This window comes from Aeromonas sp. S41-2, from assembly GCF_027705845.1.
Classification (GTDB): domain Bacteria; phylum Pseudomonadota; class Gammaproteobacteria; order Enterobacterales; family Aeromonadaceae; genus Aeromonas; species Aeromonas hydrophila.
The window spans coordinates 35,816-60,877 of sequence record NZ_JAPDCG010000002.1 but is presented as its reverse complement, the minus strand read 5'-3'; the positions used below and the strand labels follow the sequence as shown (position 1 = coordinate 60,877).

Annotated in this window: 19 protein-coding genes and 1 pseudogene; 10 read left to right on the top strand and 10 right to left on the bottom strand. The window is 59.7% G+C overall.

Annotated elements, in window-relative coordinates:
• Positions 1-60: 60 nt before the first annotated feature.
• Positions 61-210 (top strand): hypothetical protein, encoded by a 150-nt coding sequence (locus tag OKC44_RS04825; protein WP_162837661.1) that lies wholly within the window; start codon positions 61-63, stop codon positions 208-210.
• Positions 210-1,553, top strand: a complete 1,344-nt coding sequence (locus tag OKC44_RS04820) for an APC family permease (RefSeq protein WP_011706802.1) — start codon at positions 210-212, stop codon at positions 1,551-1,553. Before OKC44_RS04825 ends, OKC44_RS04820 begins: the two co-directional genes overlap by 1 nt.
• Before the next feature lie 98 nt (positions 1,554-1,651).
• On the opposite strand, the gene OKC44_RS04815 is transcribed toward OKC44_RS04820, so the two are convergent.
• Positions 1,652-2,032, bottom strand: a complete 381-nt coding sequence (locus OKC44_RS04815; RefSeq protein WP_043121510.1) for a hypothetical protein — start codon at positions 2,030-2,032, stop codon at positions 1,652-1,654.
• Positions 2,033-2,280: 248 nt separating this feature from the next.
• Between OKC44_RS04815 and OKC44_RS04810 the strand changes: the two genes are divergently transcribed.
• The 5 genes and pseudogenes from OKC44_RS04810 (at position 2,281) to OKC44_RS04790 (ending at position 9,444) form a co-directional block, all read left to right on the top strand.
• A complete protein-coding gene (locus OKC44_RS04810) occupies positions 2,281-3,435 on the top strand; it encodes a sodium:phosphate symporter (RefSeq protein ID WP_041218483.1) in 1,155 nt (384 codons plus the stop codon).
• A 156-nt stretch (positions 3,436-3,591) separates the two neighbouring features.
• Positions 3,592-4,062: an FKBP-type peptidyl-prolyl cis-trans isomerase gene (locus OKC44_RS04805; RefSeq protein ID WP_016351483.1), complete on the top strand. Its 471-nt coding sequence runs from the start codon at positions 3,592-3,594 to the stop codon at positions 4,060-4,062.
• Between the two features lie 311 nt (positions 4,063-4,373).
• Positions 4,374-5,141, top strand: coding sequence for a DODA-type extradiol aromatic ring-opening family dioxygenase (locus tag OKC44_RS04800; RefSeq protein ID WP_266140924.1), 768 nt, complete (start codon positions 4,374-4,376; stop codon positions 5,139-5,141).
• 154 nt (positions 5,142-5,295) lie between these two features.
• Positions 5,296-8,577, top strand: a pseudogene (locus OKC44_RS04795) (response regulator).
• Between the two features lie 189 nt (positions 8,578-8,766).
• Positions 8,767-9,444 (top strand): Crp/Fnr family transcriptional regulator, encoded by a 678-nt coding sequence (locus tag OKC44_RS04790; RefSeq protein ID WP_202009411.1) that lies wholly within the window; start codon positions 8,767-8,769, stop codon positions 9,442-9,444.
• Positions 9,445-9,522: 78 nt separating this feature from the next.
• Here the strand turns inward: OKC44_RS04790 and tsgA are convergent, their stop codons facing one another.
• The 3 genes from tsgA to OKC44_RS04775 form a co-directional block, all read right to left on the bottom strand.
• Positions 9,523-10,686, bottom strand: a complete 1,164-nt coding sequence (gene tsgA / locus OKC44_RS04785; RefSeq protein ID WP_266140925.1) for an MFS transporter TsgA — start codon at positions 10,684-10,686, stop codon at positions 9,523-9,525.
• 53 nt (positions 10,687-10,739) lie between these two features.
• Complete coding sequence (deoD, locus tag OKC44_RS04780; protein ID WP_266140926.1) at positions 10,740-11,441, bottom strand: purine-nucleoside phosphorylase; 702 nt, start codon at positions 11,439-11,441, stop codon at positions 10,740-10,742.
• Between the two features lie 289 nt (positions 11,442-11,730).
• Positions 11,731-12,111 (bottom strand): hypothetical protein, encoded by a 381-nt coding sequence (locus OKC44_RS04775; protein WP_266140927.1) that lies wholly within the window; start codon positions 12,109-12,111, stop codon positions 11,731-11,733.
• 647 nt (positions 12,112-12,758) lie between these two features.
• On the opposite strand from OKC44_RS04775, the gene OKC44_RS04770 reads away from it, so the two are divergent.
• The gene (locus OKC44_RS04770) at positions 12,759-14,114 is read left to right on the top strand and encodes an AAA family ATPase (RefSeq protein WP_266140928.1); all 1,356 of its coding nucleotides are present in this window, start codon (positions 12,759-12,761) and stop codon (positions 14,112-14,114) included.
• A complete protein-coding gene (locus tag OKC44_RS04765) occupies positions 14,107-14,931 on the top strand; it encodes an HNH endonuclease (RefSeq protein WP_257685251.1) in 825 nt (274 codons plus the stop codon). Before OKC44_RS04770 ends, OKC44_RS04765 begins: the two co-directional genes overlap by 8 nt.
• A gap of 173 nt (positions 14,932-15,104) precedes the next feature.
• Here OKC44_RS04765 and OKC44_RS04760 read toward each other — a convergent pair.
• Positions 15,105-15,958, bottom strand: a protein-coding gene (locus OKC44_RS04760) for an IS5-like element ISAs34 family transposase (protein WP_161470807.1) whose coding sequence is annotated in 2 segments (ribosomal slippage) — positions 15,105-15,616 and positions 15,616-15,958 — 855 coding nt in all. Because the reading frame shifts where the segments join, the coding sequence is not laid out codon by codon here.
• A 348-nt stretch (positions 15,959-16,306) separates the two neighbouring features.
• Complete coding sequence (locus tag OKC44_RS04755; RefSeq protein WP_266141120.1) at positions 16,307-17,884, bottom strand: ATP-binding cassette domain-containing protein; 1,578 nt, start codon at positions 17,882-17,884, stop codon at positions 16,307-16,309.
• A 430-nt stretch (positions 17,885-18,314) separates the two neighbouring features.
• On the opposite strand from OKC44_RS04755, the gene OKC44_RS04750 reads away from it, so the two are divergent.
• Positions 18,315-19,229 carry a DKNYY domain-containing protein gene (locus OKC44_RS04750; protein ID WP_266141119.1) on the top strand — a complete coding sequence of 305 codons (915 nt, stop codon included), beginning with the start codon at positions 18,315-18,317 and terminating at the stop codon, positions 19,227-19,229.
• Between the two features lie 113 nt (positions 19,230-19,342).
• Here the strand turns inward: OKC44_RS04750 and thrC are convergent, their stop codons facing one another.
• The 4 genes from thrC to OKC44_RS04730 form a co-directional block, all read right to left on the bottom strand.
• Complete coding sequence (gene thrC, locus OKC44_RS04745; protein ID WP_270811370.1) at positions 19,343-20,617, bottom strand: threonine synthase; 1,275 nt, start codon at positions 20,615-20,617, stop codon at positions 19,343-19,345.
• Positions 20,614-21,609, bottom strand: coding sequence for a homoserine kinase (gene thrB / locus OKC44_RS04740; protein WP_270811368.1), 996 nt, complete (start codon positions 21,607-21,609; stop codon positions 20,614-20,616). The genes thrC and thrB overlap by 4 nt, the downstream gene beginning before the upstream one ends.
• A 2-nt stretch (positions 21,610-21,611) precedes the next feature.
• Complete coding sequence (gene thrA / locus OKC44_RS04735; RefSeq protein ID WP_029299563.1) at positions 21,612-24,071, bottom strand: bifunctional aspartate kinase/homoserine dehydrogenase I; 2,460 nt, start codon at positions 24,069-24,071, stop codon at positions 21,612-21,614.
• A gap of 260 nt (positions 24,072-24,331) precedes the next feature.
• Positions 24,332-25,024 (bottom strand): tRNA/rRNA methyltransferase, encoded by a 693-nt coding sequence (locus OKC44_RS04730; protein WP_029304108.1) that lies wholly within the window; start codon positions 25,022-25,024, stop codon positions 24,332-24,334.
• Positions 25,025-25,062: the final 38 nt, after the last annotated feature.

Sequence of the window (25,062 nt, the reverse complement as noted above, 5' to 3'; positions counted from 1 at the left end):
CTTTGTACCGGAATTGATATCGAGATTGCCAGGCAATCTCCCGACGTTGTGAGGAAAAACATGGGGCATTTCACTGCTTTCCTGCCGGTGCCCGCCGGCGTACGCCACCCGTCTGTGCCGCAGACCGGCGTCCCCTGTGTCCAGCGACGCGCTGCGTCCCTGATCCCGTCCCCCTTCGCCGACCTGGCGATCGCAGAGGAGAAAGCGTGATGGCCGGTGCCAAGCTGCTCAAGACGCTCACCCTCTTCCAGGTAGTGGTGATGGGTCTGGCTTACCTCACACCCATGGCGGTATTCGATACCTTTGCCATCGTCGGTGACATTACCGAAGGCCGCGTCGCCACCGCCTATCTGCTGGCGCTCGGCGGCATCCTGCTGACCGCCTTCAGCTACGGCCATCTGGTGCGCCGCTTCCCCTCGGCGGGCTCGGCTTATACCTATGCCCAGAAGGTGTTCAACCCCTACATCGGTTTCATGGTCGGCTGGTCCTCCCTGCTCGACTACATGTTCATGCCGATGATCAACATCCTGCTGGCCAAGATCTACCTGACCGCCATGTTCCCCGGCGTCGAGCCCTGGATCTTCATCTTCGGTCTGGTGACCGTGATGACCTTCCTCAACCTGCGCGGCATCAACCTGGTGGCCAACTTCAACGGCGTCATCGTCTTCATCCAGCTCGCCATCATCACCGTCTTCCTCGGCCTGATGGGCTGGGGCATCTATCACGGTGAAGGAGCGGCGACCCTGCTGAGCAGCCGGCCGTTCCACTTCGAGTCGGCCGGCATGGTACCGCTGTTTACCGGCGCCACCATCCTCTGCTTCTCGTTCCTGGGCTTTGACGGCTTGAGCTCGCTCTCCGAAGAGACCCCCAACGCCGGCAAGGTGATCCCGCGCGCCATCGTACTGACCGCGCTGATCGGCGGCATCATCTTCGTGGCCGTCTCCTACTTCCTGCAGCTCTACTTCCCGGATCTGGCCCGCTTCAAGGAGCCGGACGCCGTGCTGCCGGAGATCGCCCTCTACGTCGGCGGTACCCTGTTCCAGAGCGTGGTGCTGGTGTGCACCACGGTCGCGGTGCTGGCCTCCGGCATGGCCGCCCACGCCGGCGTGTCGCGCATTCTCTACGTGATGGGGCGCGATCGGATGATCCCGGAGCGGGTGTTCGGCTACATCCACCCGAAATTCCGCACCCCGGCCATCAACGTGCTGATGGTGGGCGCCCTGGCGCTCTCCGCGGTGTCGTTCGATCTGGACATGGCGCTGGCGCTGGTGAACTTCGGTGCCCTGGTGGCCTTCACCTTCGTCAACCTGTCGGTCATCGGCCAGTTCTGGGTGCGCGAGAAGCGCAACAAGAGCCTCAAGGAGCACCTGCTGTTCCTGGTGCTGCCGCTGCTGGGCGCCGCCACCATAGGCGCGCTCTGGATCAACCTGGAGCAGAGCTCGCTGGAGCTGGGCCTGATCTGGGCTGGCCTCGGCGTCACCTACCTGTTCCTGCGCCTCGCGGTGTTCCGCATCCCCTTCCGTCAGTACGAAGAGGCGGCCGACACCCAGTAAGGGTGGCGGTGACTCGCACAAATGCAGAAGGGGAGCCATGGCTCCCCTTCTTGCTGTGCACGCCGCGCTCGCGGCCCCACCCAGAGCGGGCAGGCTGATCAGCCCTGATTGATCACCGCGGTGGCGGCCGCCTTGAGCGGATCCTTGGCCACCGCCTTCACATCCTGCTGGGTCTGCTTGAGCTGCTGACCGGCCTGATTGACCTTCTGCTGAGTCCCCTGCAGCTGGCTCTTGCCCTCTTTGAGGCCGGCAGTTTTCTGGTCCAGCACGTCCGTGGTGTGCTTCTTCACCTCGGCCTTGGCCTTCTCTTTCTGCTGGCGCACCAGCTTGTCGGTATCGCAGTTGCCCTTGACCCCCAGGGTCGCGTTGAGCGCCTCGTTCTTCACCGCCTTGTCGAGGTTGCACTCGGATTTGAACACGCTCGCCTGCGCACCGGCAGACAACAGACCCAGGGACAGACACAGCACCCATGCACGCATAGCAACATCACTCTCGTTGAGGGAAGGAAAGGGGGCAGCATAGCGCCCTGACTCCCGGCTGCAAGCCGCGCGGGGGATCTGTAGCCAAACCGGCCGGGATCCCGGCCAGCTCCGACACCTCCTGTCCAATGAGCCCCGCCGTCCATGTCATCAAAGCATCACAAAAGTGTCACTTTGTCATATTTCTGTCATGGAGCCTTGGTCTAATGCGCCCGTCCATTTTCACGCAGACTGTCCCAAGAGGCTTCATGCACAGCACCCCATCTTTCGCACAACAGCAGACCCGTCGTACCGGCCCACTGTTCAACTGGCTCGCTGTCATCACGCTGATCTACCTGATCCTGGTTGCCGTCGGCGCCGTCTCCCACGGCTTCAAGGGCTTCTCCGGGGGCGCCGAGGGCGCGGCCCAGATCTTCGCCTTCGCCAACAACCCCTTCGTCGCCCTGCTGCTCGGCATCCTGGCCACCGCCCTGGTGCAATCCTCCAGCACGGTGACCTCGGTCATCGTCGGCCTGGTGGCCGGCGGCCTGCCCATCGGCATGGCCATCCCCATGGTGATGGGCGCCAACCTTGGCACCACCATCACCAACACCATCGTCTCCCTCGGCCATATCCGGGATCGGGGCGAATTTCGCCGCGCCTTTGCCGCCGCCACCGTGCACGACTTCTTCAACCTGCTGGCGGTGTTCATCTTCCTGCCGCTGGAACTGATGTTCGGCCTGCTGCAAAAGAGCGCCGAGGCGCTGGCCGACCTGCTGGCGGGCTCCGCCGACATGTCGATGCAGGGGATGGACTTCATGAAGCCGCTGCTCTCCCCGGCCCTCACCTTCATCGACGGCCTGGTGGCCTTCCTGCCGGGCAAAGGGCCCGCCATCGCCACCATCTGTATCGGCATCCTGCTGATCCTCGGCTGCGTCACCTGGCTCGGCAAGGTGCTGCAGCGGGTACTGGTGGGCCGTGCCAGGGATCTGCTGCACCGGGCGCTGGGCCGCGGCCCGCTGACCGGCATCGCCTCCGGCACCCTGGTCACCGTGATGGTGCAGTCCTCTTCCACCACCACCAGCCTGATGATCCCGCTGGCCGGCGGCGGCGTGTTCAGCACCCGTCAGCTCTACCCCTTCACCCTGGGCGCCAACATCGGCACCACCATCACCGCCCTGCTGGCCGCCACCGCCATCAGCGGCGCCGGTGCCAAGCTGGCGCTGACCATCGCCCTGGTGCACGTGCTGTTCAACCTGTTCGCCGTGGTGCTCATCTACGGGGTGCCCTTCCTGCGCGAACTGCCGGTCAAGGCGGCCGAGGGGCTGGCCCGGGTCGGCAGCGAAAACAAGCTGCTGGCGCTCGGTTACGTGGCAGGCCTCTTCTTCGCCCTGCCCGCCCTGATGATGGTGGCCGCCAAGTAACGACACTGAACCGGGGGGCGCTGCGTCCCCCGGCTCTGGTTCAGGCTTTGCCCGTCCAGTCACATCTTGCCGCCCGCCGGCTCGCCCTCGCCCCCCGGCTGGGATAAGATGCCGCTCTCACTGCCCTCTCGGCATTTCACGACATAGGGATACCCGATGAAATTCGTTTTGATCGCGCTGCTGGTTGCCGGCGTCGCCTACTACTTCTACTCGAGCAGCAACAACAAGAAGCAGGCCGTGGAAAACGTGCGCAAGGGCGCCGAGTTCCTCGCCGCCAACAAGGAGAAACCCCTGGTGACCACCACCGCCTCCGGTCTGCAGTATGAAGTGCTGACCCCGGGCACCGGCACCGTTCACCCCACCGCCACCAGCAAGGTGAAGGTGCACTACGAGGGCAAGCTGCTGGACGGCACCGTCTTCGACAGCTCGGTCGCCCGCGGCGAGCCCATCGAGTTTGGCCTCAATCAGGTGATCGCCGGCTGGACCGAAGGGGTGCAGCTGATGGTGGAAGGGGAGAAGACCCGCTTCTACATCCCCGCCAACCTGGCCTACGGCGATCGCGCCGCCGGCAAGATCCCGCCGGGATCTGTATTGATCTTCGACGTGGAACTGCTGGGTATTCAGTAAACCGGTCAGATCCCACCCAGCGCCCGTGCTGATCTTCGATGTCGAACTGCTGGGTATTCAGTAAGTTGTTGATGGCAGGCCTGTCGCCTGTTTGATCCCCCAAGGCCGGCCACTGCGCTGGCCTTGTCATGAGTAAAACCGCCCGCCCTCCCCCCCATAACTATCAACCAATAGTGAACAGTGCTTATTCATCAAGCTAGATTGTTAACTTCATTGTCGGGGCAGATAATGACCATATCGTCAGTGGCATGTCGCCCTGACCCACAGTTTTCGGTGCGCCGCGCACCAATTCAACGCATATGGAGTCTGTCATGTCTATCGCCCCCGTCTGGTTCATCTCCCATGGCGCCCCGGATCTGGTTCTGCGCGACCAGCCGGCGACCCATTTCCTCAAAAATCTGCGCCTTGGCGATCTCAAGGGGCTGGTGGTCATCTCGGCCCACTGGTTTACCCGCAGCGAGCTGCAGATCAACGTCGAGCCCAACCCGGCCTTGATGTACGACTTCTACGGCTTCCCCGAGCCGCTCTACCACATCCGCTGGCCGGCCAGCAGCCCGCTCTGGCTGCAGGAGGCGGTGAGCGATCAGCTGCTGCTGGCGGGGCTGCCCGCCGAGCCGGTGCGCCGCGAGCTGGATCACGGGGTCTGGTCACCGCTCTCGCTGATGGATCCCGCCAGCAGCGTCCCACTGGTGCAGCTCTCCATCCCGGCCAGCTTCACCCCGCGCCAGCTGTGGCAACTGGGGGAGGCACTGCAACAGCTGCGCGCCCAGGGGATCGGCATCCTGGCCTCCGGCGCCATCACCCACAACCTGCGGGCCCTGGGGCCGGAAAACTCGCCAGTGCCGGGCTGGGCCCGCAGCTTCGTCAACTGGCTGGAGCTGACCATGAGCGAGGGCGATCGGACCGCGCTGGAAGATTACCGGGCGCGGGCGCCGGGGGCGGTGGAATCCCACCCCCACGACGATCATCTGCGCCCGCTGTTCGTGGCACTCGGCGCCGCCGGCCAGAACAAGCCCGTCAAGCTGCACGACAGCTGGGATGGCGGCAGCCTCTACATGGGCTCTTACCGCTTCGGTTGAGCCCTGGCAGCGCAAGATGGCGGGTCGCTTCCCGCCATTTTTTATGGCGCCGGCACTGACAAACTGCTGAATAGAGGTTCATTGTCCGCCGCTCTTCGGTAGAATCGCCGCTTTCGATCACCATCTGACCAGCGGGAGGGGGCACAAGCCGGCAATGAACCTTATTCGACCCCTGCTGCTGCTCTGCCTGCTGTTTCCCCTCTGCGCCCAGGCGCTCACCCTGCACAGCCGTCACTATCTGCAGAGCAGCCCGGCCCCCACGCAGGCGGCCGAACAGCAGTGGCTGGCCCGGCACCAGCTGCTGCGCGTTGGTGTGCTACGCCACGACTACCGCCCGTTCGCCATGACCGGGCCGGACGAGCACTTCGAGGGGATCTCCGCCGACTATCTCGACATCGTCGCCAAGACCCTGCAAAAGCCGGTCGAGCTGCGGGTGTTCGACGACAAGCGCAGCGCACTGGCGGCGCTGCGGGCGGGGGAGCTTGACCTCGTCAATCTCGGCAACCTCAGCCTGAGCGGCCCCGACCAGACGGGCATTGCCCTCAGCCAGCGCTATTTCAGCAGTGCCCCCGTCTTCTCGGCGCTCGCCGCCGAACAGGGCCCGCTGCTGCTGCCGGGCCAGCGGGTCGCCACCGTGCAGGGGTATGTGGACGAGGCCGCCTTCAAGCGCTACTACCCGGACCTGGTGCTGGTCAACTACCCCTCCAACGTGGCGGCCTTCGATGCGGTCTTCTTCGGTCGCGAGCCGCTGCTGCTAAGCGACCCCCACTCCCTGCACTACCTCAACAGCGAGCGCTTCGACAAGATCCGGCAGCGCAGCTAGGCGCAACCCGCCATCGCGGCAGACGGCTTTCGCTTTGCGGTTTCGTCCGACAGCCCCCGGCTGCTGGCGCTGCTCAATCACGCCCTGGCGGGGGTGAGCGACATTACCCACAGCCTCATCTTCAGCCAGTGGAACGGCCCCATCCGCGACATCGTCGAGCGCCCCAGCGAGCTCTACAGCGCAGAGGAGCGCGCCTGGCTGGCGACGGCCGGCCCGGTCAGGGTGTGGTTGATGGACGATCTCTACCCCTACGGGGTGCGCGACTACGACAACCAGCTCACCGGCATGTCGGTGGAGATGCTGGAGAAGATCAGCCGGCGCTCCGGCCTGCGCTTCGAGTTCGTCAGTTATGGCTCGGAGCTGGCGCGCAACGAGGCCCTGCTCAGGGGCGAGCTGGATCTCATCGGCGCCATCTCCCGCCCGGTGGCCGAGAGCTACCGGCTGCGCCCCTCCCTGCCCTATGCCACCGACGACATCTATGTACTGGTGGCCCGCAAGGGGGATGCCTTGAGCGGCGATCTGGCGCAGCTTGCCGGCAAGCGGGTCGGCAGCACCCACTACAACCCTATCGCCCGGCGGCTCGACAACAGCCGGGTGAGCTATCTGGAGAGCGCCGACGAGGCGATGGCGGCGGTCGACGACGGCCGGCTCGATGCCGCCATCGTGCCGCTCTATTTTGCCCAGCATGCAGTGGAGTGCGGCCGGCTCAGCCAGATCCGCATCGCCGGCCCCGCCGACAACCAGCCCATCCGGATGGGCTTTGCCAGCCTGCCCGGCAACCAGATGCTGATGGATGTCATCGACAAGACCATCCTCTCCATCGCTCCCAACGAGCTGGCCACCATGAGCTACCAGTGGCGCAACCGCAAACTGCCGGCGCCCACCTTCATGGAGCGCAACGCCCCCTACTTCTACCTGCTGCTGGCCGGCCTGTTCGCCATCGCCCTGCTGCTGCTCTATCGCAACCGCATGCTCAACCGGCTGGCCCGCTCGGAGCAGGCCTCCCGCCGCCAGCTGGAGGAGCACGTGCGCTTCATCGAGGCGCTCGGCGAGAGCCTGCCCCACCCCATCGTCGTGCGCGACAAGGGCGGCAAGGTGATCCTCTGCAACAGCAAGTACCTGGCCATCCTCAACGCCCCCATCGAGCGGGTGCTCGGTACCTCGTTTGCCGAGGGGCTCAAGGGGCTGCTGGGTGCCGAGGCCATCACCACCCTGGAGCAGGATTTTCAGCAGGTGCTGCAAAGCGGCAGCCCCATACTGTCGGATCGCATCTTCAGCCAGCGCGGCCCGCGCCAGTTCGTCTACCACTGGATGGTGCCCTACTTTGACTACCGCGGCGCCATCAGCGGGGTGATCAACGGCTGGATCGACATCACCGAGCGCAAGACCATGGAGGAGGCCCTGCGCCGCGCCAAGGAGCAGGCCGACCGCGCCAGCCGCGCCAAGAGCGACTTTCTGGCCACCATGAGCCACGAGATCCGCACTCCCATGAATGCCATCCTCGGCATGCTGGAGCTGGCGAGCCAGGATCCCGCCCTCGCCCCCTACACCGGCGAGCAGCTGCGCATCGCCTCCGAATCCGCCAACGGCCTGCTGGATCTCATCGGCGACGTGCTGGACATCTCCAGCATCGAGTCGGGCCAGCTGACCCTGGCCCCCGAGCCGTGCGAGCTGGCGCCGCTGCTGCAATCGGTGGCCCGCGCCTTTGCGGGCATGGCCGAGCAGAAGGGGCTCAGCTACCGGGTAGAGCTGGATCCCCTGCCGCGGGTGCTGATCGACGGGCCACGCCTGCGCCAGATCGTCTTCAACCTGCTCGGCAACGCCATCAAGTTTACCGAGCGGGGGGAAGTGAGCCTGCAGGCCAGCCTCGCGGGGAGCGCGGAGCAACCCCGGTTGCACCTGCTTATCCGCGACAGCGGAGTGGGCATCGCCCCCGACAAGCTGCCCGGGCTGTTCAACCCCTTCTACCGCGCCCACGACCCCTACCAGTTCGCCGGCACCGGCCTTGGCCTCAACATCGCCCGCATGCTGTGCCAGCTGATGGGGGGCAAGATAGCGGTCAGCAGCGAGCTTGGCGCCGGCACCGAGCTCAGGATCCGGCTGCCGCTCACCCCGCTGGCGCCGGAGCTCGAGCCAAAGCCAGCGTGTGAGCCATTGCCTGCGCCGCTCGATGCCGAATCGGCCATGGTGCCCTCACCCAAGCGCCCCTCACCCCCTGCCGCCGCCGGCCGGCTGCGGGTGCTGGTGGTGGACGACAACCACGCCAACCAGGTGCTGCTGCGCCAGCAGCTCAAGCACCTGGGCCACGAGGTGAGCGTGCGGGGCAACGGCGCCGAGGCGCTGCGGGCCATCCAGAATCAGGACTTCTCTCTCATCATCACCGACTGCCAGATGCCGCTGATGGATGGCTTCGAGCTGACCCGCCGCCTGCGCGCCCGCGGCCACACTCTGCCAATCTGGGGCTTTACCGCCCATGCCACAGCGCGCGAGCGGGAGCGCTGCCTGGCCGCCGGCATGGATGAGTGCCTCTACAAGCCCATCGGCCTGGCCCGGCTGCGCACAGCCCTCGCCAGCCTGGAGCAAAACAGCGCCAGCGCCCTGAGTCCGGTCTGATAATCTGAGCCAGCTTGTGCGGGCTGTGCTCCCGCCGCATCCGCGCCAGCCGTGTCCACCCCAGTCCCGCCAGCCCGATCTCCGTCACACCCTCGCATGCTCACGCCGGCCCTCCGCGCCTTCGGGCTGGAGTCTGCCAGCGGCAGGGTGTGTAATAGCCGTTTGTGTTTGGCGACGACCCGGAACCCCATGCAACTCAAACCCCTTCTCAAGGGGCGCTTTCAGCCCCACTGGCAGGCCGGCCACGATCTCATCGAACAGGTGGTCAGCTCCTGCATCACGGAGCGGCGCCTGATCCCCGAGGGGGAACCCCTGATGCGCCAGGGCGAACCGCTGCGGGATCTGGTGCTGGTCAAGAGCGGCCGCATCGCCATGGGCCACACCGCCATGAATGGCCGCCGCTTTCAGCTCGGCACCCTGGAGTGCGACCACCAGCTCTTCGGTGAGATGGAGTTCTTCACCGGCTATCGCTGCCAGCTCGACATCATCGCCGAGGAGCCGCTGGAAGTGGCCCGCATCGATGGCGAACAGCTGGAGCAGGCGCTGGTCGCCCACCCCAAGGTGGCGCTCTTCTTTGCCACCGCCATTGCCATCGACTATCAGGACACGGTGGATATCTTCACCTGCCGCATGCTCTACCCCATCAGCTACAACATCGCCCTCGACCTCTATCACAGCCACTGCCACCACAACCCGGTAAGCGGCTTTCGCAAGGGGTATCAGGAGGCGGAGCGCTTCGGCACTACGGATCGGGTCTACCGGCGGGCGGTGAAAGAGCTGATGGAGAAAGGGCTAGTGGAGCGCGGTGAGGAGGGACTGCAGATCCGCGATCTGGCGGGGCTCAAGGCCTTTCTGGAACAGCCATAACTCGCGGGCATCAGTTGCCGGTTAAAGACAAAAAAGAGGGGCGGTTTATACCGCCCCTCTTGCTGTCTACTCTCCCGCTCAGGCGAGACAAGGCTGGGGCCGGGCCATGCGCAGCGACGCCACCAGCATGACGAGGATCACGCCATAGATAAGCGGGATGGCGTACATCACCGCCTGCAGACCGATCACCTGCTCGAACAGGGCGCTGATGGCCGGGCTGAACATGGCCCCCGCGCTGCCGCTGATCAGGATATAGGAGACGTTCTTGCTCGATGCCTGGCGAACAAACGACACCCCGTAGGCGATAAAGGCGTTGTAGAGCGCGGCGCAGACAAAGCCGTAACCGTAGGTGAGGTAAGGCAGCTGGCTCAGGTTGTCGGTGGTGACGATAAGCGCCGTCATCCCCATCGCCAGCGTGATGATCACCAGCAGGAAGGTGCGGATCGCAATGCGGGTCACGATGGCGGTCGAGACCAGCGCGCCGAGCAGGGCCGCCGTCCAGTACTGGGTGATGATATTGCCCGCCTCCTCGAAGGGGATGCCGAACTTGTTCTTCACGAACATGGGTGCCCAGGTGAGGAAGGTGTAGAGCGCCAGCATGCCGAGAAAGAGCCCCAGCCCGCCGCTGATGATGCCAAGGTTCCACTCCGAGTGCTCGTTGCCGGCGCTCTCGCCGCCCGCCTCGCAGCTGCGGAAGTTGGTCAGCACTGCCACCAGCATAGTCGCCAGCGCCACCACACCCACCGCCAGATAGCTCCAGCTCCACGCCATGGCGTGAGTCAGGGTGTAGGTAGTGATAAGCGGGAAGACCACCCCGGCCACGTTGAAGGTGGCATCCTGCACCACCAGCATGGTGCTCTGCATCCGCGCCTGCCAGACGCTCACCACCAGGGTCCCTGCAATGCAGAGCCCCACCCCGCCGCACAGGCCGATCACCGTCATGGCCGCCATCACCACATAGAGCGAGCCGGTCAGATGGAGCGAGGCCGCCGCCAGCGCGATCAGGCCGTAGCAGAGCAGCGTCATCCGCTTGAGGCCCACTTTCTCGATGAGGAAGAAGGCGGCAATGGTGCCCGCCAGCGCCCCGCCGTTAAGCAGGGAGAAGATGGAGGCCACCTGATTGACGTCGGCGCCGAACTTGGCGGCGATGGGGTCGATCAGCATGCCGAACTGGGTCGCAAAACCGGCCATCACGAAGTTGGCCAGGAAGCTGATGGCAGTGAGGGAGAGCTTATTGTTCATATTGGATCTCTCTTGGGGTCAGGGTGCGTGCAGGGTTGGGCGGGCCGCAGCACTTACAGCGCGGTGTGCAGCGCCAGCTCGATCATCTGGTTGAAGGAGAGCTGCCGCTCTTCGGCAGTGGTCTCTTCACCGGTCAGGCAGTGGTCGGAGACAGTCAGGATGGCGAGCGCCTCGATCCCCTGCTGATGGGCCAGCCCGTAGAGACCGGCCACCTCCATGTCGATACCGAGCACGCCAAACTTCTCCAGCGCCGGAATGAGGTTGTCGTCCGGATCGTAATAGAGGTCGCCGGTGAAGATATTGCCCACCTTGACCGGAATGGCCTTCTCCTGCGCCAGAGTGAACGCCTTGTGCAGCAGGGCGAAGTCGGCCGAGGTGGCCATCTGGTAGCCGGCGCTGCGCTTGGCATTGGTCGGGGAGTCTGTGCCCGCCGCCTGTGCCAGAATAACATCACGCATCTGCACGTGGCGCTGGGTCGCCCCCAGACTGCCGATACGGATGATCCGCTTGACCCCGAAGTCGTTCACCAGCTCGTGGGCGTAGAGCACCATGGAGGGGATCCCCATGCCGTGGCCCATCACCGAGATACGCTGGCCGTTGTAGTAGCCGGTGTAGCCCAGCATGTTGCGCACATTGGTCACCTCGCGCGCATCGGTCAGAAAGGTCTCGGCGATATAGCGGGCCCGCAGCGGGTCCCCCGGCATGATGACGGTCTCGGCGAAATCGCCCGGGTTGGCATTGATATGAGCGGTCATTGTTGTTGTGCTCCAGTTTGACTCGTGTGGATGAGGGCATCCTAGCCCCCGTCCCCTCGCCCCTTGCAGGACAAAAGTCCTGTTGTGCCGATCGAGATCCCAGTTCCGGCAACTTCTCCAGGGCCGCCCCCGCTTACCCCCTTTGCTACCGCTTGTCTGCCCCCGCCCAACCCAACCCTGCCCTACCCTGTCCTTGCGTCACCCGTTCAGCGATAACGCACCAGTGCCCGCCCCAAAAAGCGCGGGGGGTCATCAGGCCCCCCGCAAACACACCGGACAAGAAAACCCCTTACTTGGCGGCGCTATCCTTCACGCACTTCTGGACAAAGCTGTTCTTGGCCGCGCCAGCCAGCTTCTTGTCGGCCGCCGCCTTCTCGCACTTGGCCGCCGGATCCATCGCCGCACCCGTCTTCACGCACTTCTGGATAAAGCTGTTCTTGGCCGCACCGACCAGCTTCTTGTCGGCGGCCGCCTTCTCGCATTCGCCGCTCACAGCGCCGGCGGCATCTTTCACGCACTTGCCGACAAAGCTGGTCTTGGCGGCGCCCGCCAGTTTTTTGGCCGCGGCCTGCGCCTCGCACTGCAACTGGGCAGCGTCGTTGGCAAAGACCGGATTGGCCAGCAGCACGCTGCCGCAGAGCAGGCCGAACAGGATGGCAATACGCTTCATATGACGTTCCTTATTGTGATGTGTTGGCATGGTGACCTGTTTGCATGGTGATCTGATTGCAAGTAACTGTTATGACAACAGCTGATTGTTGCCGCAGATCCCCCGCCTCGCCAGCCAGGGCCACGGAGCACAGGGCACCATAGCCCGCACTATAGCGCCGATTGGCTAAGCTGGACTCTCTCCGGCCAGCTCCGCCTTAACAGCAAGCCAACCCCCCTCTTCCCCACGACATTCGCCAACACCAATAAAATCAAGGGCCATGGGAATCCTGTTCCCCACCACAGCGATTTCTTGAGCCAGCGCATAAAACGCAGATATTCCTGATAGTTACGTCAATTTTTGACTGGTGAGAGCAGATTCGATTGGCTTAACATAGCCATCCGGTGCCTATTGCTGCGATGGGCTGCTGCCCTCGCTGGTTAATGGAGCATTTTGGAAGCTGTAATCCAGGGGCGGTAGCGTTGCTTTTCGAGCTAAAAAAATGAAGCCCACAAGTAAAAGATAATTTATTTTTAAAAACCGATTTTGAACTCAAAAATCAATAAACACCTCACACACTTCCACCTAAAAGTTGACTTTACTTCGAGACATTACACTCTACTTTAATCATACTTAATGGTTATTTAATTTAATAAAAGGCATACCTAATGAAAATATCTAATATTAATTTCTTGAACTATAAAAAAATATCAAACCTAAATGTCAGTATACCAATTGATAACAATGTCGTCTGCTTTGTTGGTGAAAATGGCTCTAACAAATCATCGATTCTCTACACAATATATCAATTAATTAGACGTCACTCTAGTGAAGCGTCCCCAAGCGATGAAACTGATCATTATCGACAAAACACCAATATAATAAAACAAGATTCTAAAGATGGATTCTATTACGCTAGCGTGTCGATTGAACATGAAAGCAATATATATAAATGTTCTGAAGCAGCTGTAATTGACTATAGCAAAATCACTAATGACATCCAAGCTTTGTTCACTGCAAGCTTTAGAAAAAACATGCTTGATACATCTTCAATGTTCATTAGTGATTACAATGCCAATGGAATTCACCATAATTGGGATACTACTTTTGAAGAAAGTAACGATCCCATAAAAAGCAATGTCTTATTATTTCGACCAACAAATAGACATGAAATTGCCCCATATGAAAAGAAAAGTAACGATTACACATATAAACCTGAAACATCTAGAATTATTGGACGTAGACGTTTCCCATTCAAAGTTACTAGCGGCATTGATGATGCTATAAGCATTTTTCTAGATGTGCTTCTTGAGCATTTTATTGCAACATCGAATAGCAAGACACCATCTTATTCTCTTCATCAAAGCTTCATAGATACACTTAGAAGTATAGATTCAAATTTCGAGAAGTTTTCTATAGGAACATTCCCAATTCGAAGCATCTCCTGCAATGGTTTACCATCATTAGATGCTTTGTCATCAGGGCAGTCTGACTGGTTAGTAACTGCATTTAATATTTTCATCCAATCAACTGAAATACAAAGAAACAATAACACAAAATATAGACTTCCCTCAGATGTACCAGGAATTGTATTTATTGACGAAATAGACAAAAATTTTCATCCTAAAATGCAAGAAGAATTCTTACCATGGTTAACAAGTACCTTCCCAAACATTCAATTTATAATCACAACTCACAGCCCATATGTTATTAGATCTCTTCCTGAAAATTCTACCGTTATAAAATTACCAAATGGCGAAGACATTACGGATAACTACTCATATTTTGATATTAACGAAATAATAAATAAAGTATTTGAACAAAATCTAGGCTTTTCACCATCGGTTCAAGAAAAAATAAATGAAATTATTCTCCTTGTAAATGAACAACAAGAGGGCAATCACGATTTAATAAAAGAAAAATATGACTTCTTGACCTCTAAGTCGGCATCACTACATGAACATCTAAGAAGAATAATACTCACACAAGGAAGTGCTAATTTAATAGAGGTGTTGGATGCGTAAAGTTAACAGAGGGGCATTTCCAGTCCCATCTAATTTATCAACACTATATGCTGATGTACCCCGACTAAATAGAGAGCATCAAGATATATCTACAGGATTAGTTAAAAAGGCTAAAGGAAACATCTATGCACACGACAATGTTAAACTAACACTACAAAATTTGTATAGAGACAAGTGCTATATTTGTGAAAAAAACATAAAAAATACATATCAAATAGAGCATTACTTGCCTTATAGCATTCATTTCCCTGAAAGGGCTTATGATTGGGATAACTTACATTTATCATGTGACAAGTGTAATAAAAAGAAAATAAAAAACCAATATAAACTAAAAGATATTAATGATGAAAAAAAAGTACTCGATATACTCATACTAAATCCATGTGTGGATAATGTAGAGCAACTGATTACTTTTGATGAAATCACATGTAAAGCTGTTGATAATGGACATGAAAATATAAAATCCAAGATGACGGAAGTTTTTTTAAATGAACCTGAGTATTTAAGTGAACGTCAAAGCCATATCTCTGGATTAATTGACTTGATTTTATCTGATGAATGGCAAACAAGCTACAACATATTACGACACCAATACGTCAACCATCCACAATTAAATCTTGACTACCAAGTTCCACAGGATAATAAAATCGGTGACTTATGCCATAGAATTTTAAAAGGTTACTTATCTATAAATTCACCATATTATACTTTTACACGAACAGTTTTTTACCGAAGAGTTAGACTCAACATTGCAGCAGTTAAAAAATTTGGAAATGAATGGTGTGTGTTTATGGGGATTGCGCCCCCTACAACATAAAAGTATCTTAGATAGATAAACTTCACCGCGAGCAGAATAAAAAATGTGAAGTTTCGACGAACTAGGTCAAGGTACTGATCTGCAATATATATCAGAAACTCTACCTTAAATATAACAGGTACTGCTATCCACACCTTGTCGACCTGTCCTTCAACTGCAGTTAGGCTGTGTTCTCAAAATGCTGGTTTTCTGTCCACCAATAGCTCTCGTAAGTAACGAAGGCAGAAAGCCAGCTTGATAAAAGCAGCAAAACTTCCCGCCAGCTTTTCATATCTCGTTGAGAATCGGCGAAACTTCTTCAGCCATCCGAAGCACCGCTCGACCACATTTCGCCTGCGATAACGAGCTTTGTCTAATACCAGAGGTCGTCCCTTATGGTGCCGCTGCTGGTCGCTGCGCTGCGGGATGACTGCTTTTATCCCTCTGCGCCGGAGTTCGGCCCGCAAAGCCCTGCTGCTATAGGCCTTATCTGCGGCAAGATGCGCTGGACGCGTGCGATAACGGCCTGATGAGGTCGGTATCCTTGCCATGGCCAGCGCACTTGTCGCATATCTGATTTCCGCTGATTGCCCCGGTGAAAGGCAGAACCCCAGCGGTAAACCATGACCATCAGTGACCAAGTGAATTTTGCTGCCAAAACCTCCACGCGAGCGACCAAGCGCTTGATTCACCGGAGTGTTTTTTTACGCGCTCCGGCAGCATCTTTGGATGCCCTGACATTGGAGCCGTCAATGCACCACAGGTCGAAGTCGATAAGCCCTTCTTCATTGAGATGTAGTTGCAGCGCTTCAAGGATGGCATCGATGTGACCTGTACTCTGCCAACGTCGAAAGGTGTTGTAGACCGAACTCCATGGGCCGAAACGTTCTGGCAGATCTCGCCAAGGCGCACCGGTGTGGAGTATCCAGAGAATGCCATCGAGCACTTGGCGTGGCTCGCGAGTAGGACGTCCGCTTATGCGGTGGTATGGAAAAAGGGGCTCGATAAGTCCCCATTGTGCATCGGTCAACTGGTAACGACGGGACACTGCATAGGTCTTAAGCTGTTGAGAAGATGTGAGATTATATCTTCATCACTTTAAGAACACAGCCTAGTTCCCCTCCCTTTCAATCCCCATCGGGGCATGGGAGATCTGCTGCAGAGGTAGGCCATTGAACCAACACCATCTGTTGTTCAGATTTCATCCTCCTTTCCAAGAAATAAAAATCCCCCGCTACCGGGGGATTTTTATTTCTATAGGTTAGTTCTCGACCAAGGCTCAAGCCAGCAGAAAGGCTCTTAAGCCAGCAAACTCCGCTGGCAAATTAACAGATAGCAGCGGCACATCCTCTCGTCCACCGAATCCTTGAATTTGTACAAAGACTCAAACTCTGCGTCAATCATCCCCCTCCAACCAATACTCCCTTTCAACCCCCACCCCGACCACAAAGTCGGGATCGTGGGAGACCAGCAGCAGGGTGCCCGGGTAGTCGGCCAGCACCTGAGTGAGCAGCTGGCGCGAGGCATGATCCAGATGGTTGTCCGGCTCGTCCAGCAGCAACAGGTCGGGAAGTTGCGCCAGCACCATCAGCAAACCCAGTTTTAGTCGCTCGCCACCGCTCAGCCCATGACTGGGCGCCAGGGCGCGATCGCCGCGCAGTGCTATGCCCGCCAGTCGGGTTCTCGCGTCGCTCTCGGAAAGTGTCGGTGCCACTGCCAGCAGATTGGCCAGCGGGCTGAGGTCTCGCGCAATCAGGCTGAGCCCCTGATCGAGACAGGCCATCCGGCCATTGATGCGAAAGCTGCCGGCATCGGGTGCCAGCTCGCCGCGCAGCATCTGCAGCAGGCTCGACTTGCCGCTGCCGTTGCGACCGGCCAACAGACAGCGAGCCCCCCGTTGCAGCACCAGATCTACCTGCTGATCATGCCAGCGCCTGTGGCGCGCCGCCGTGATCACCAACGGCTGGGCCGCCCCCTTGCGATCGCTTTTCGCCGGCCACTGCATGACAAGCGGCTGCACCGCTGCCAGTGCAGCTGCCGCTTCCGCGCGAGCCTCCATCTGGGCACTGTGGCCCCGCTCATGGCAATCCAGCACCTTGCCAAGGGATTTGCCCGCCTGTTCCGCTTTGAAATCGAGCAGGATCTTGGCCTGAGAGCCGCGCTCACGCCGTCCCTGACTGGCTCGTCTGGCCGCCTGTTCTCGCACCTTTTGCAGGCTGCGCGCCGCCGCTTTTTCACGGCGCTCCGCCTGCACCAGCCGGGCACTGCGGGCAGCCTGCAACTCGGCCTGCTGCGCCAAAAATGCCTCAAACGAGAGGCTAGCACTCTGCAGCCCCTGCTCGCCCAGCTCCAGTAGCTGGCTCCCCTGATTGAGCAGACGTCGGTCGTGACTTACCAGCAGATAGCCACCACTGTGGCTGGCCAATCGCTGGCTCAGCCACGCGATGCCACTGGCATCCAGGTGGTTGTCCGGCTCATCGAGCAGCAGAAAGTGAGCAGATCTCGCAAACAGTGCCAGCAGGCGCAAACGGGTGAGCTGGCCGCCGCTCAGGGTGCTGACCGGGGCATGGGCATCGAGTCTGAGGCCCGCTTCTGCCAGCAGGTCGGCAAGATCGCTGCGCAGGTGCCAGCGATCAGCCAGCCGCTCGAAATCGTCCAGGGCGCAGCTCCCCTGCTCGATGCGCTCAAGGGCCCGCAGCGGCTCGCCCCAGCCGATCACATCGGCCACGCTGGCTCCGTCGTCATGATCTTGAGCGGGTGCAAACTGGGACAACCAGCTGATGGGGGTCAGCCACTCAATCTTGCCAGAAGCCGCGCGGCGCTGGCCCGCCAGCAGTTCGAGCAGCAGGCTCTTGCCGATGCCGTTGCGGCCGATCAGGGTGCATCCCGCAGCGGGCAAAGTGAAGGTAAGGGGCACAGTGCAGGCGCCGAAGGGCAGCTGCAAAGCGTTGATATGACATGCGATATGGGTCATCTGAACTCCTGTGGGCCAATGCGGGAGCCGCAGGCCAAGAGCCAAGCAAATGACAGGGACACGTGTCCACTAATGGGAAAACAAGCAAGGAATCAGCATCAACCTGTCACGGTAAGACGCACCCGATCTCCCAGGCGGGAGAGGAATCAAAAGCGGGGTGCGGACAGGTTAAATGCGCATCGGAGGAAGTACTCATATATCAAAGGAGCCAAGAGGCTAACCCGACGAAGGTGAGTTGGTCAACTGAACATACAGCCTCCTGCCAAGGTGCAAGCTGGGTGGGCACTCTTAGCGGCGCTTAATGCTTGCCATATGGAAACTCACCTACGTATGATGCCAAACGGCACCACTTTTGGGGCATGCTGTGCTCTCGCAACCCTGGCGGCCATTTCGCATTATCACCCACCTTCTCAATGAACAGTGAGCCCTTATGAATGTTCGCTACTGCGCCCTGTTGGCGTGCTGTCTGCCGCTGGCAAGCCATGCAGAGATTGTTGCTCCCTATCAGCTTGATGCCGGCAAGGTCATCTTCAAACCCTATGGCAATCAAGCGGGGATCACACTGGCAGGAGCTGTGCCGACAGACTTTGATGTCACATACCGCAACGATAATTTCAGCATTGCCCATTCGCAGGGGCGCTATTTCTGCAATGCCCAGCCACTGCCTGATAGCTTCGATCTCAACACTGCCAAGGCGCTTGGCAGTTTTCTGCTGAGCGGGCAGCAGGCCTATGCCTATTGCGAGCAGATCAAGGTGCCAGTGAATACCGCCGCCTTCACCTTGCTTGACCACCCTTTTGCCAGCGACGATCGCCATGTCTTTCTCGTCACCGGTGAACTGCTCGAGGGGGCGGACCCCAAACGCCTGAAAACGACCCATGGTCAGGCTGCTGACCAGCGCCACTACTACTATGTGGCCGACCAGACCAAGGTCATCCCCCACAAAGGAAAAGTAGCGTTGTACGACGTCTGCCAAGGGTGGGCCAACATTGATGGCACCCTCTATTTTGAGGGTGAACCCCAACAAGGGGTGGATGCCACCAGCTTCCACTGCCTGAACTTCTCTTCCGCCGTGACCAAAGACGGCTTCTATAGCGGCAACCAGCGGATTTCCCCCCTGCCAAAAGGGGTCGACAGCGATCTTATCAAACCACTGCAGGAAAACTTCGTCACCGACGGCACTCGCGTGTGGTATGTGAACGTCCAGCCGACTGAACTGGAAGGGGTCAACCTGGCCGCAGCCAAGGTGGAATACGACCAGCTCAGCGATGGGGTGCACAACTGGGATTGCAGTGTTCACGATGATCTGGGCAACCCGAGCTGTGAAAAAACGGCCGTGGAATAACTTGCTCCCGATTTCTGGTTGCTCTCGACCCCAACGCAGAAAACAAAAATCCCCCGATATCGGGGGATTTTTTATGGCTGCCTTCAGCACCCGGCTATCTTGCTCAACCAGTCTTACTCAATCAGAAACGCTCTTAACCGGGCAAACTCCGCCGGCAGGTTATGGGACAAGAGCGGCAGCACGGCATGCTTGGCGAGCGGACCTGGCAGCGGCACGTCCAGCCCCAGGATCTCGTCCACCGACTCCTTGAACTTGGCCGGATGAGCGGTGCAGAGGAACACCCCTACTTCGTCCTCAGCCAGCTGTTCTCCCAGCAGATCCCAGGCAATCGCCCCGTGGGGTTCGCACAGGTAATCCAGCTGGTGCAGGCGCTTGAGTGCGTCTCGAGTTTGGGCATCACTGCGCATGCCAGAACCCAGGGTTTCCAGTGCCCAGCCGTTGCGACGGCACAGCTCTTCCACCCTAGGCCAGTTGTTGGGGCGGCTCACATCCATGGCGTTCGACAGGGTGGCCACCGTCTGGTGCGGATCCCACTGACCGGTTTTCAGGTAGCGCGGCACGGTATCGTTGGCGTTGGTGGCGGCGATAAAGCGCTTCACCGGCAGCCCCAGCGCCTTGGCGATAAGGCCTGCGGTGAGGTTGCCAAAGTTGCCGGACGGCACGCTGATCACCGCCTTGGCACGATCGGCTTTCGGTAGCTGGGCCAGCGCCTCGAAGTAGTAGCAAACCTGGGCCAGCAAGCGGCTGATGTTGATGGAGTTGGCGGAGTTCAGACCGATGGCCTTTTTCAGCTCCTCGTCATCGAAGGATTGCTTCACCAGCGCCTGGCAGGCATCGAAATCGCCATCGATGGCGATGGTGCGGATATTGCCACCCAGGGTGCAGAACAGCGCTTCCTGCAGCGGGCTTATCTTGCCCTTCGGGTAGAGGATCACCACCTCGATCCCCTCCAGCCCGTAGAAGGCGTGGGCCACGGCGGCGCCGGTGTCACCCGAGGTGGCGGTGAGGATGGTGATCTTGTCGTTGGTTCTAAAGGCCGCGAGGCACTGAGCCATAAAGCGGCCGCCGAAGTCCTTGAACGCCAGGGTCGGGCCGTGGAACAGTTCGAGGGCATAAGTGCCATCTTTGAGTTTCACCAGCGGCGCCGGGAAGGTGAAGGCGGCCTTGACCAGCTCGTGCACCTGAGGCGCGGGCACTTCGTCCCCCAGCAGGTGACTGAGGATGTGGGCGGAGCGCTCCACCAGCGGCAGATCCAGCAGGGCATCCACATCGGCCAACGGCTCGAGCTGCTCGGGGAAGAACAGACCCTGTTCGCGGCCCAGACCCTGACGCACCGCCTGGGCGAAGCTCACCTGTTCACTCTTGTCCTTGATATTGTAAAGATTCATAGCTCGCTTCCTGTTACCCGTGCCCCGGCCATGTCGAGTTTGCAAACCCGGGCAAATCCATCTTCGTTCTGCACGAAATGTGCATCCATCCAATCTTTCATCCGCTCGGCCTGAGCCAGATCCTTCATCACCACGAACACGCTGGGGCCGGAGCCCGAGATGCCGGTGGCCAGCGCCCCGTTCTGGGCGGCCTGGGCCCGCACCTCGTTGAAGCCTTCAATCAGCGCCGCGCGGTAGGGCTCGGCAATCACGTCTTTGAGTACGCTCGCCGCCAGCCCCTCCTGCCCGGTGTAGCTGGCGTGCACGAAAGCGGCCAGCCGGCGGCCATAGGTGAGGCAATCCTGGCGGCGATACTGGGCCGGCAGAATGGCGCGGGCGGCGGCGGTGGAGACCACTGTGCCCGGGTAGCAGACCACCCAGTACCACTGCTCAAACACCGGGATGCCCTGGCTGATGACGCCGTGCTCTTCCAGCACCAGTTGCATGCCGCCCAGATAGCAGGGGGCGACGTTGTCGTAGTGGACGGAGCCGGAGATCTTGCCTTCCATCTCCCCCATCAGCAGCAGCAGGTCGTGCTCATTGAGCGGCGCGCCGTGAAAGGCGTTGAGGCCTTCCAGTGCCGCCACCACGCTGCAGGCGCTGGAACCCAGACCCGAGCCCACCGGCAGGTTCTTCTCCAGCACCATTTCGAGCGGCTTGAGAGCAAGGCCGCGCTTCTCCAGCGCCTCGCCATAGGCGAGCCAGCAGTCATGGAGGATGTTCTTTTTCGGGTCAGCCGGCAACTTGTGGGCGTAACAGCCCACGGAGGAGAGGGCAAACGGTACATCGGCCGCCTTGACCTGGACGCGATCCCCGAGCAGAGAGCCATCCACGGGGGCGAGCGCCGCCCCCAATACATCGAATCCCACGCTCAGGTTGGCGCTGGAGGCGGGGGCATAGGCCACCACGCTGCCGCCTTCAGTCATATAAGAGGGGTACATGTCTGAACTCATGCTTACAACTCCTGCTTCCAGTTCTGGGTGCGCAGCACGTCGGCAAAGACGCCCGCGGCGGTCACTTCGGTACCGGCGCCATAGCCGCGCAGCACCAGCGGGATCGGCTGGTAGTAGGTAGAGAAGAAGGCGAGCGCGTTCTCCCCGTCTTTGACCTTGAACAACGGCTCGTCGGCGCCGACCGCCTTGATGGCGACCTTGCACTTGCCACCCTCGATGGAGCCCACGTAGCGCAGCACCTTGCCGTCACGCTGGGCGGCCGCAAACTGGTCGCGGAACCAGCCGTCAGCCTCCGGCAGGCGGGCCATAAAGGCTTCCACGTCGCCGCTCACATCAAAGCCCGGTGGCAATGCCTGCTCCACTTCCACATCGGAGAGCTCCAGCGCCATGCCAGCCTCGCGAGCCAGAATGAGCAGCTTGCGGGCCACGTCCATGCCGTTGAGATCGTCGCGCGGATCCGGCTCGGTAAAGCCGTTGCCACGGGCAATCTTGGTGGCATCGGAGAAGGCCATCCCCTCGTCCAGCTTGCCGAAGATAAAGGAGAGCGAACCGGACAGCACGCCGTCGAAGGCACGCAGCTTGTCGCCGGCCTTGATCAGGTTTTGCAGGTTCTCGATGACCGGCAGGCCGGCGCCCACGTTGGTTTCGTACAGGAACTTGCGACGGGTCTGGCGGGCGGTGCGGCGCAGCGCCTTGTAGTAATCCAGCGACCCGGTGTTGGCCTTCTTGTTCGGGGTGACCACGTGGAAACCGGCGGCAAGGAAGTCGGCGTACTGGACGGCGATGGCCTCGCTGGAGGTGCAATCGACGATCACCGGGTTGATGAGGTGGCTCTCTTCCACCAGCTTTTGCACCGCTTCCAGGCTGAAGCTGTCACGGGCCTCCACCAGCTGTTCACGCCAGTTGGCGAGGTTCAGCCCATCCTTGTTGACCGCCATCTGGCGGCTGTTGGCGATGCCCACTACCCGCAGGCCGGTGCCCTGCTCGGCCAATACCGGCTGCTGGCGGGCAATCTGGTCCACCAGGGCTGCACCGACACCGCCGACGCCGACCACGAACAAGTCGATGAACTGCTGGCTGCCGAAGAAGTTCTGGTGGCAGGCCTTGATGGCTTCCGCCACCTTGCGATCCCGCACCACCGCAGAGATGGAGCGTTCACTCGAGCCCTGGGCGATGGCGACGATGTTGATGGAGGCTTGTGCCAGCGAGGTGAAGAAGCGGGCCGCCATCCCCTTGGAGGTGCGCATGCCATCACCGATCAGGGAGATGATCGCCAGATCCTGCATGATCTCGAGCGGATCCAGCAGCTGGTTCTTGAACTCCAGCTCGAACTCACGCTCCAGCACCTTGCGGGTCTTGTCGCAGTCATAGCTGTGGATACAGAAGCTGACGCTGTACTCGGAGGATGACTGGGTGATGAGGACGATGCTGACCCCGGCGCGGGAGACGGCGGAGAAAATGCGGCCGGCCATGCCCACCATGCCCTTCATGCCGGGGCCGGAGACGTTGAACATGCACATGCCGGAGAGATCCGAGATGGCCTTCACCTTCAGGTCATCATCCCCCTGCTCGACGCCAATCAAGGTGCCCGGCCCCTGCGGGTTGAAGCTGTTCTTGATGAGGCAGGGAATGTGGAACTGGGCCACCGGCGCGATGGTTTTCGGGTGCAGTACCTTGGCACCGAAGTAGGAGAGCTCCATCGCCTCCTTGTAGGAGAGGGTTTTCAGCAGATAGGCGTCCGGCACCAGGCGCGGGTCACAGTTGTAGCAGCCCTCGACGTCGGTCCAGATCTCGCAGCACTCGGCATCGACGCAGGCGGCCAGCACGGCGGCGGAGTAGTCGGACCCGTTACGGCCGAGCAGCACGGTCTCACCCTTGTCGCTGCCACCGGTGAAGCCCGGCATCAGGTAGAGGCAATCGGAGCGCAGGCCCTTGGCGGCGAAGCGCAGGCGGGAGGCTTCGATGTCGACGTGAGCCTCCAGATAACCGCCGTCGGTCACCAGCAGCTGCTCTGGCACTATGATGTCCAGCTCAAGGCCGCGCACTCGCAGCAACTCGTGCATGAAGGCGATGGAGAGGTTCTCGCCTCGGCTCAGGATGCGGGCCTGCACGTTGTCCGGGCAGAGCCCCAGCAGGCGGATGCCCTGCATCAGCCGCTCCACCTGATCCAGTTCGCTGGTCAGACGAGCCTGCAGCGCCTTGTCATCCAGCGCCGGATAGGCTGCCTTCAAGCCGGCCAAGAGGCGGGAGAAGATGCCGTTGATCTCGAACAATGTGCTGCTGGCATCCATGCCGCGGCTGGTCTGCTCCACCAGTGCCACCAGGTGGTTGGTCACCTTGGCCGGTGCCGACAGCACCAGGGCAACCTGGGATTGGCCGTGGGTATTCACCGCAATATCGGCGACCCGTAAAAAACGCTCTGCATCGGCCAGTGACGACCCGCCAAACTTCAACACTCTCATCGCTTTCTCTCCCTGTGATCCTTGCAAATTTGCCCGAAAATGGTTCTGAAAATCATCCAACAAAAAGGCCCGTACTGGGTGGGTACGGGCCTTTTCTGATTTCTGTGCTTGTTCGTCAGCGCATCAACCGGCCCCAGTGCCACCTGTGGTGGTACCGGTAATAATGGTGGTGGTGATGACGTTGGTGAATAACTGCATGACGAACACTCTTGAACGAAGCTGGCTTTTAGCAATACCGCGCCGGGCGCAGGGCTGTCAACCTAAACCTCTTTGCCAAGTTTGCGGGCAAGGTCTTTGCAGAGCAGATGGAGCATATTCAAATCCCGCTGCGGCAGCATGGGTACTCGGTCCATCACCCACTGATGCAGTTTTTCATCCTGCGAAACTCCGAGTTCACCGAGAATTTCTGCTGTTTTGCTTTTAAGCACCCGAACCTGTCCGGCGTTATCAACATTTTCTGCTAGCACCTCGGGCTCATCGAGCAACTGGCTCAGCTCGTAGGCGTACAGCATGATCGCCTGCCCCAGGTTCAGGGACGGGTAGCTCACCTTGAGCGGCAGATAGCTGATGAGGTCGACCTGGGCCAGCTGCTCGTTGGAGAGCCCCGACTCCTCGCAGCCAAACACGATGGCGACCTTGTCCAGCGACGGCTTGGCCTTGATCTGGTCGCGGATCTCGGCCGGAGTGAGGTAGTGCTGATAACGGCCGCGCTGGCGGGCAGTGGTAGCCACCACCAGATCCATGTCGGCCAGCGCCTCTTCCAGGGTGTCAAACGCCTCGGCCTGGGTCAGGACTTCCTGCGCACCGTGGGCCACCCAGCTCGCCTCCTCCTCTTCGTGCACCCGGCTTGCCACCAGTCGCATGGCATCGAAGCCCATGGTTTTCATGGCGCGGGCGGCAGCGCCCACGTTGGCCGGGCGGGCGGGGGCCACCAGCACAAAATAGAGTTTCATCGGGTTTTCTCCTGGGCAGGGCCGAATGCGCAAACAAC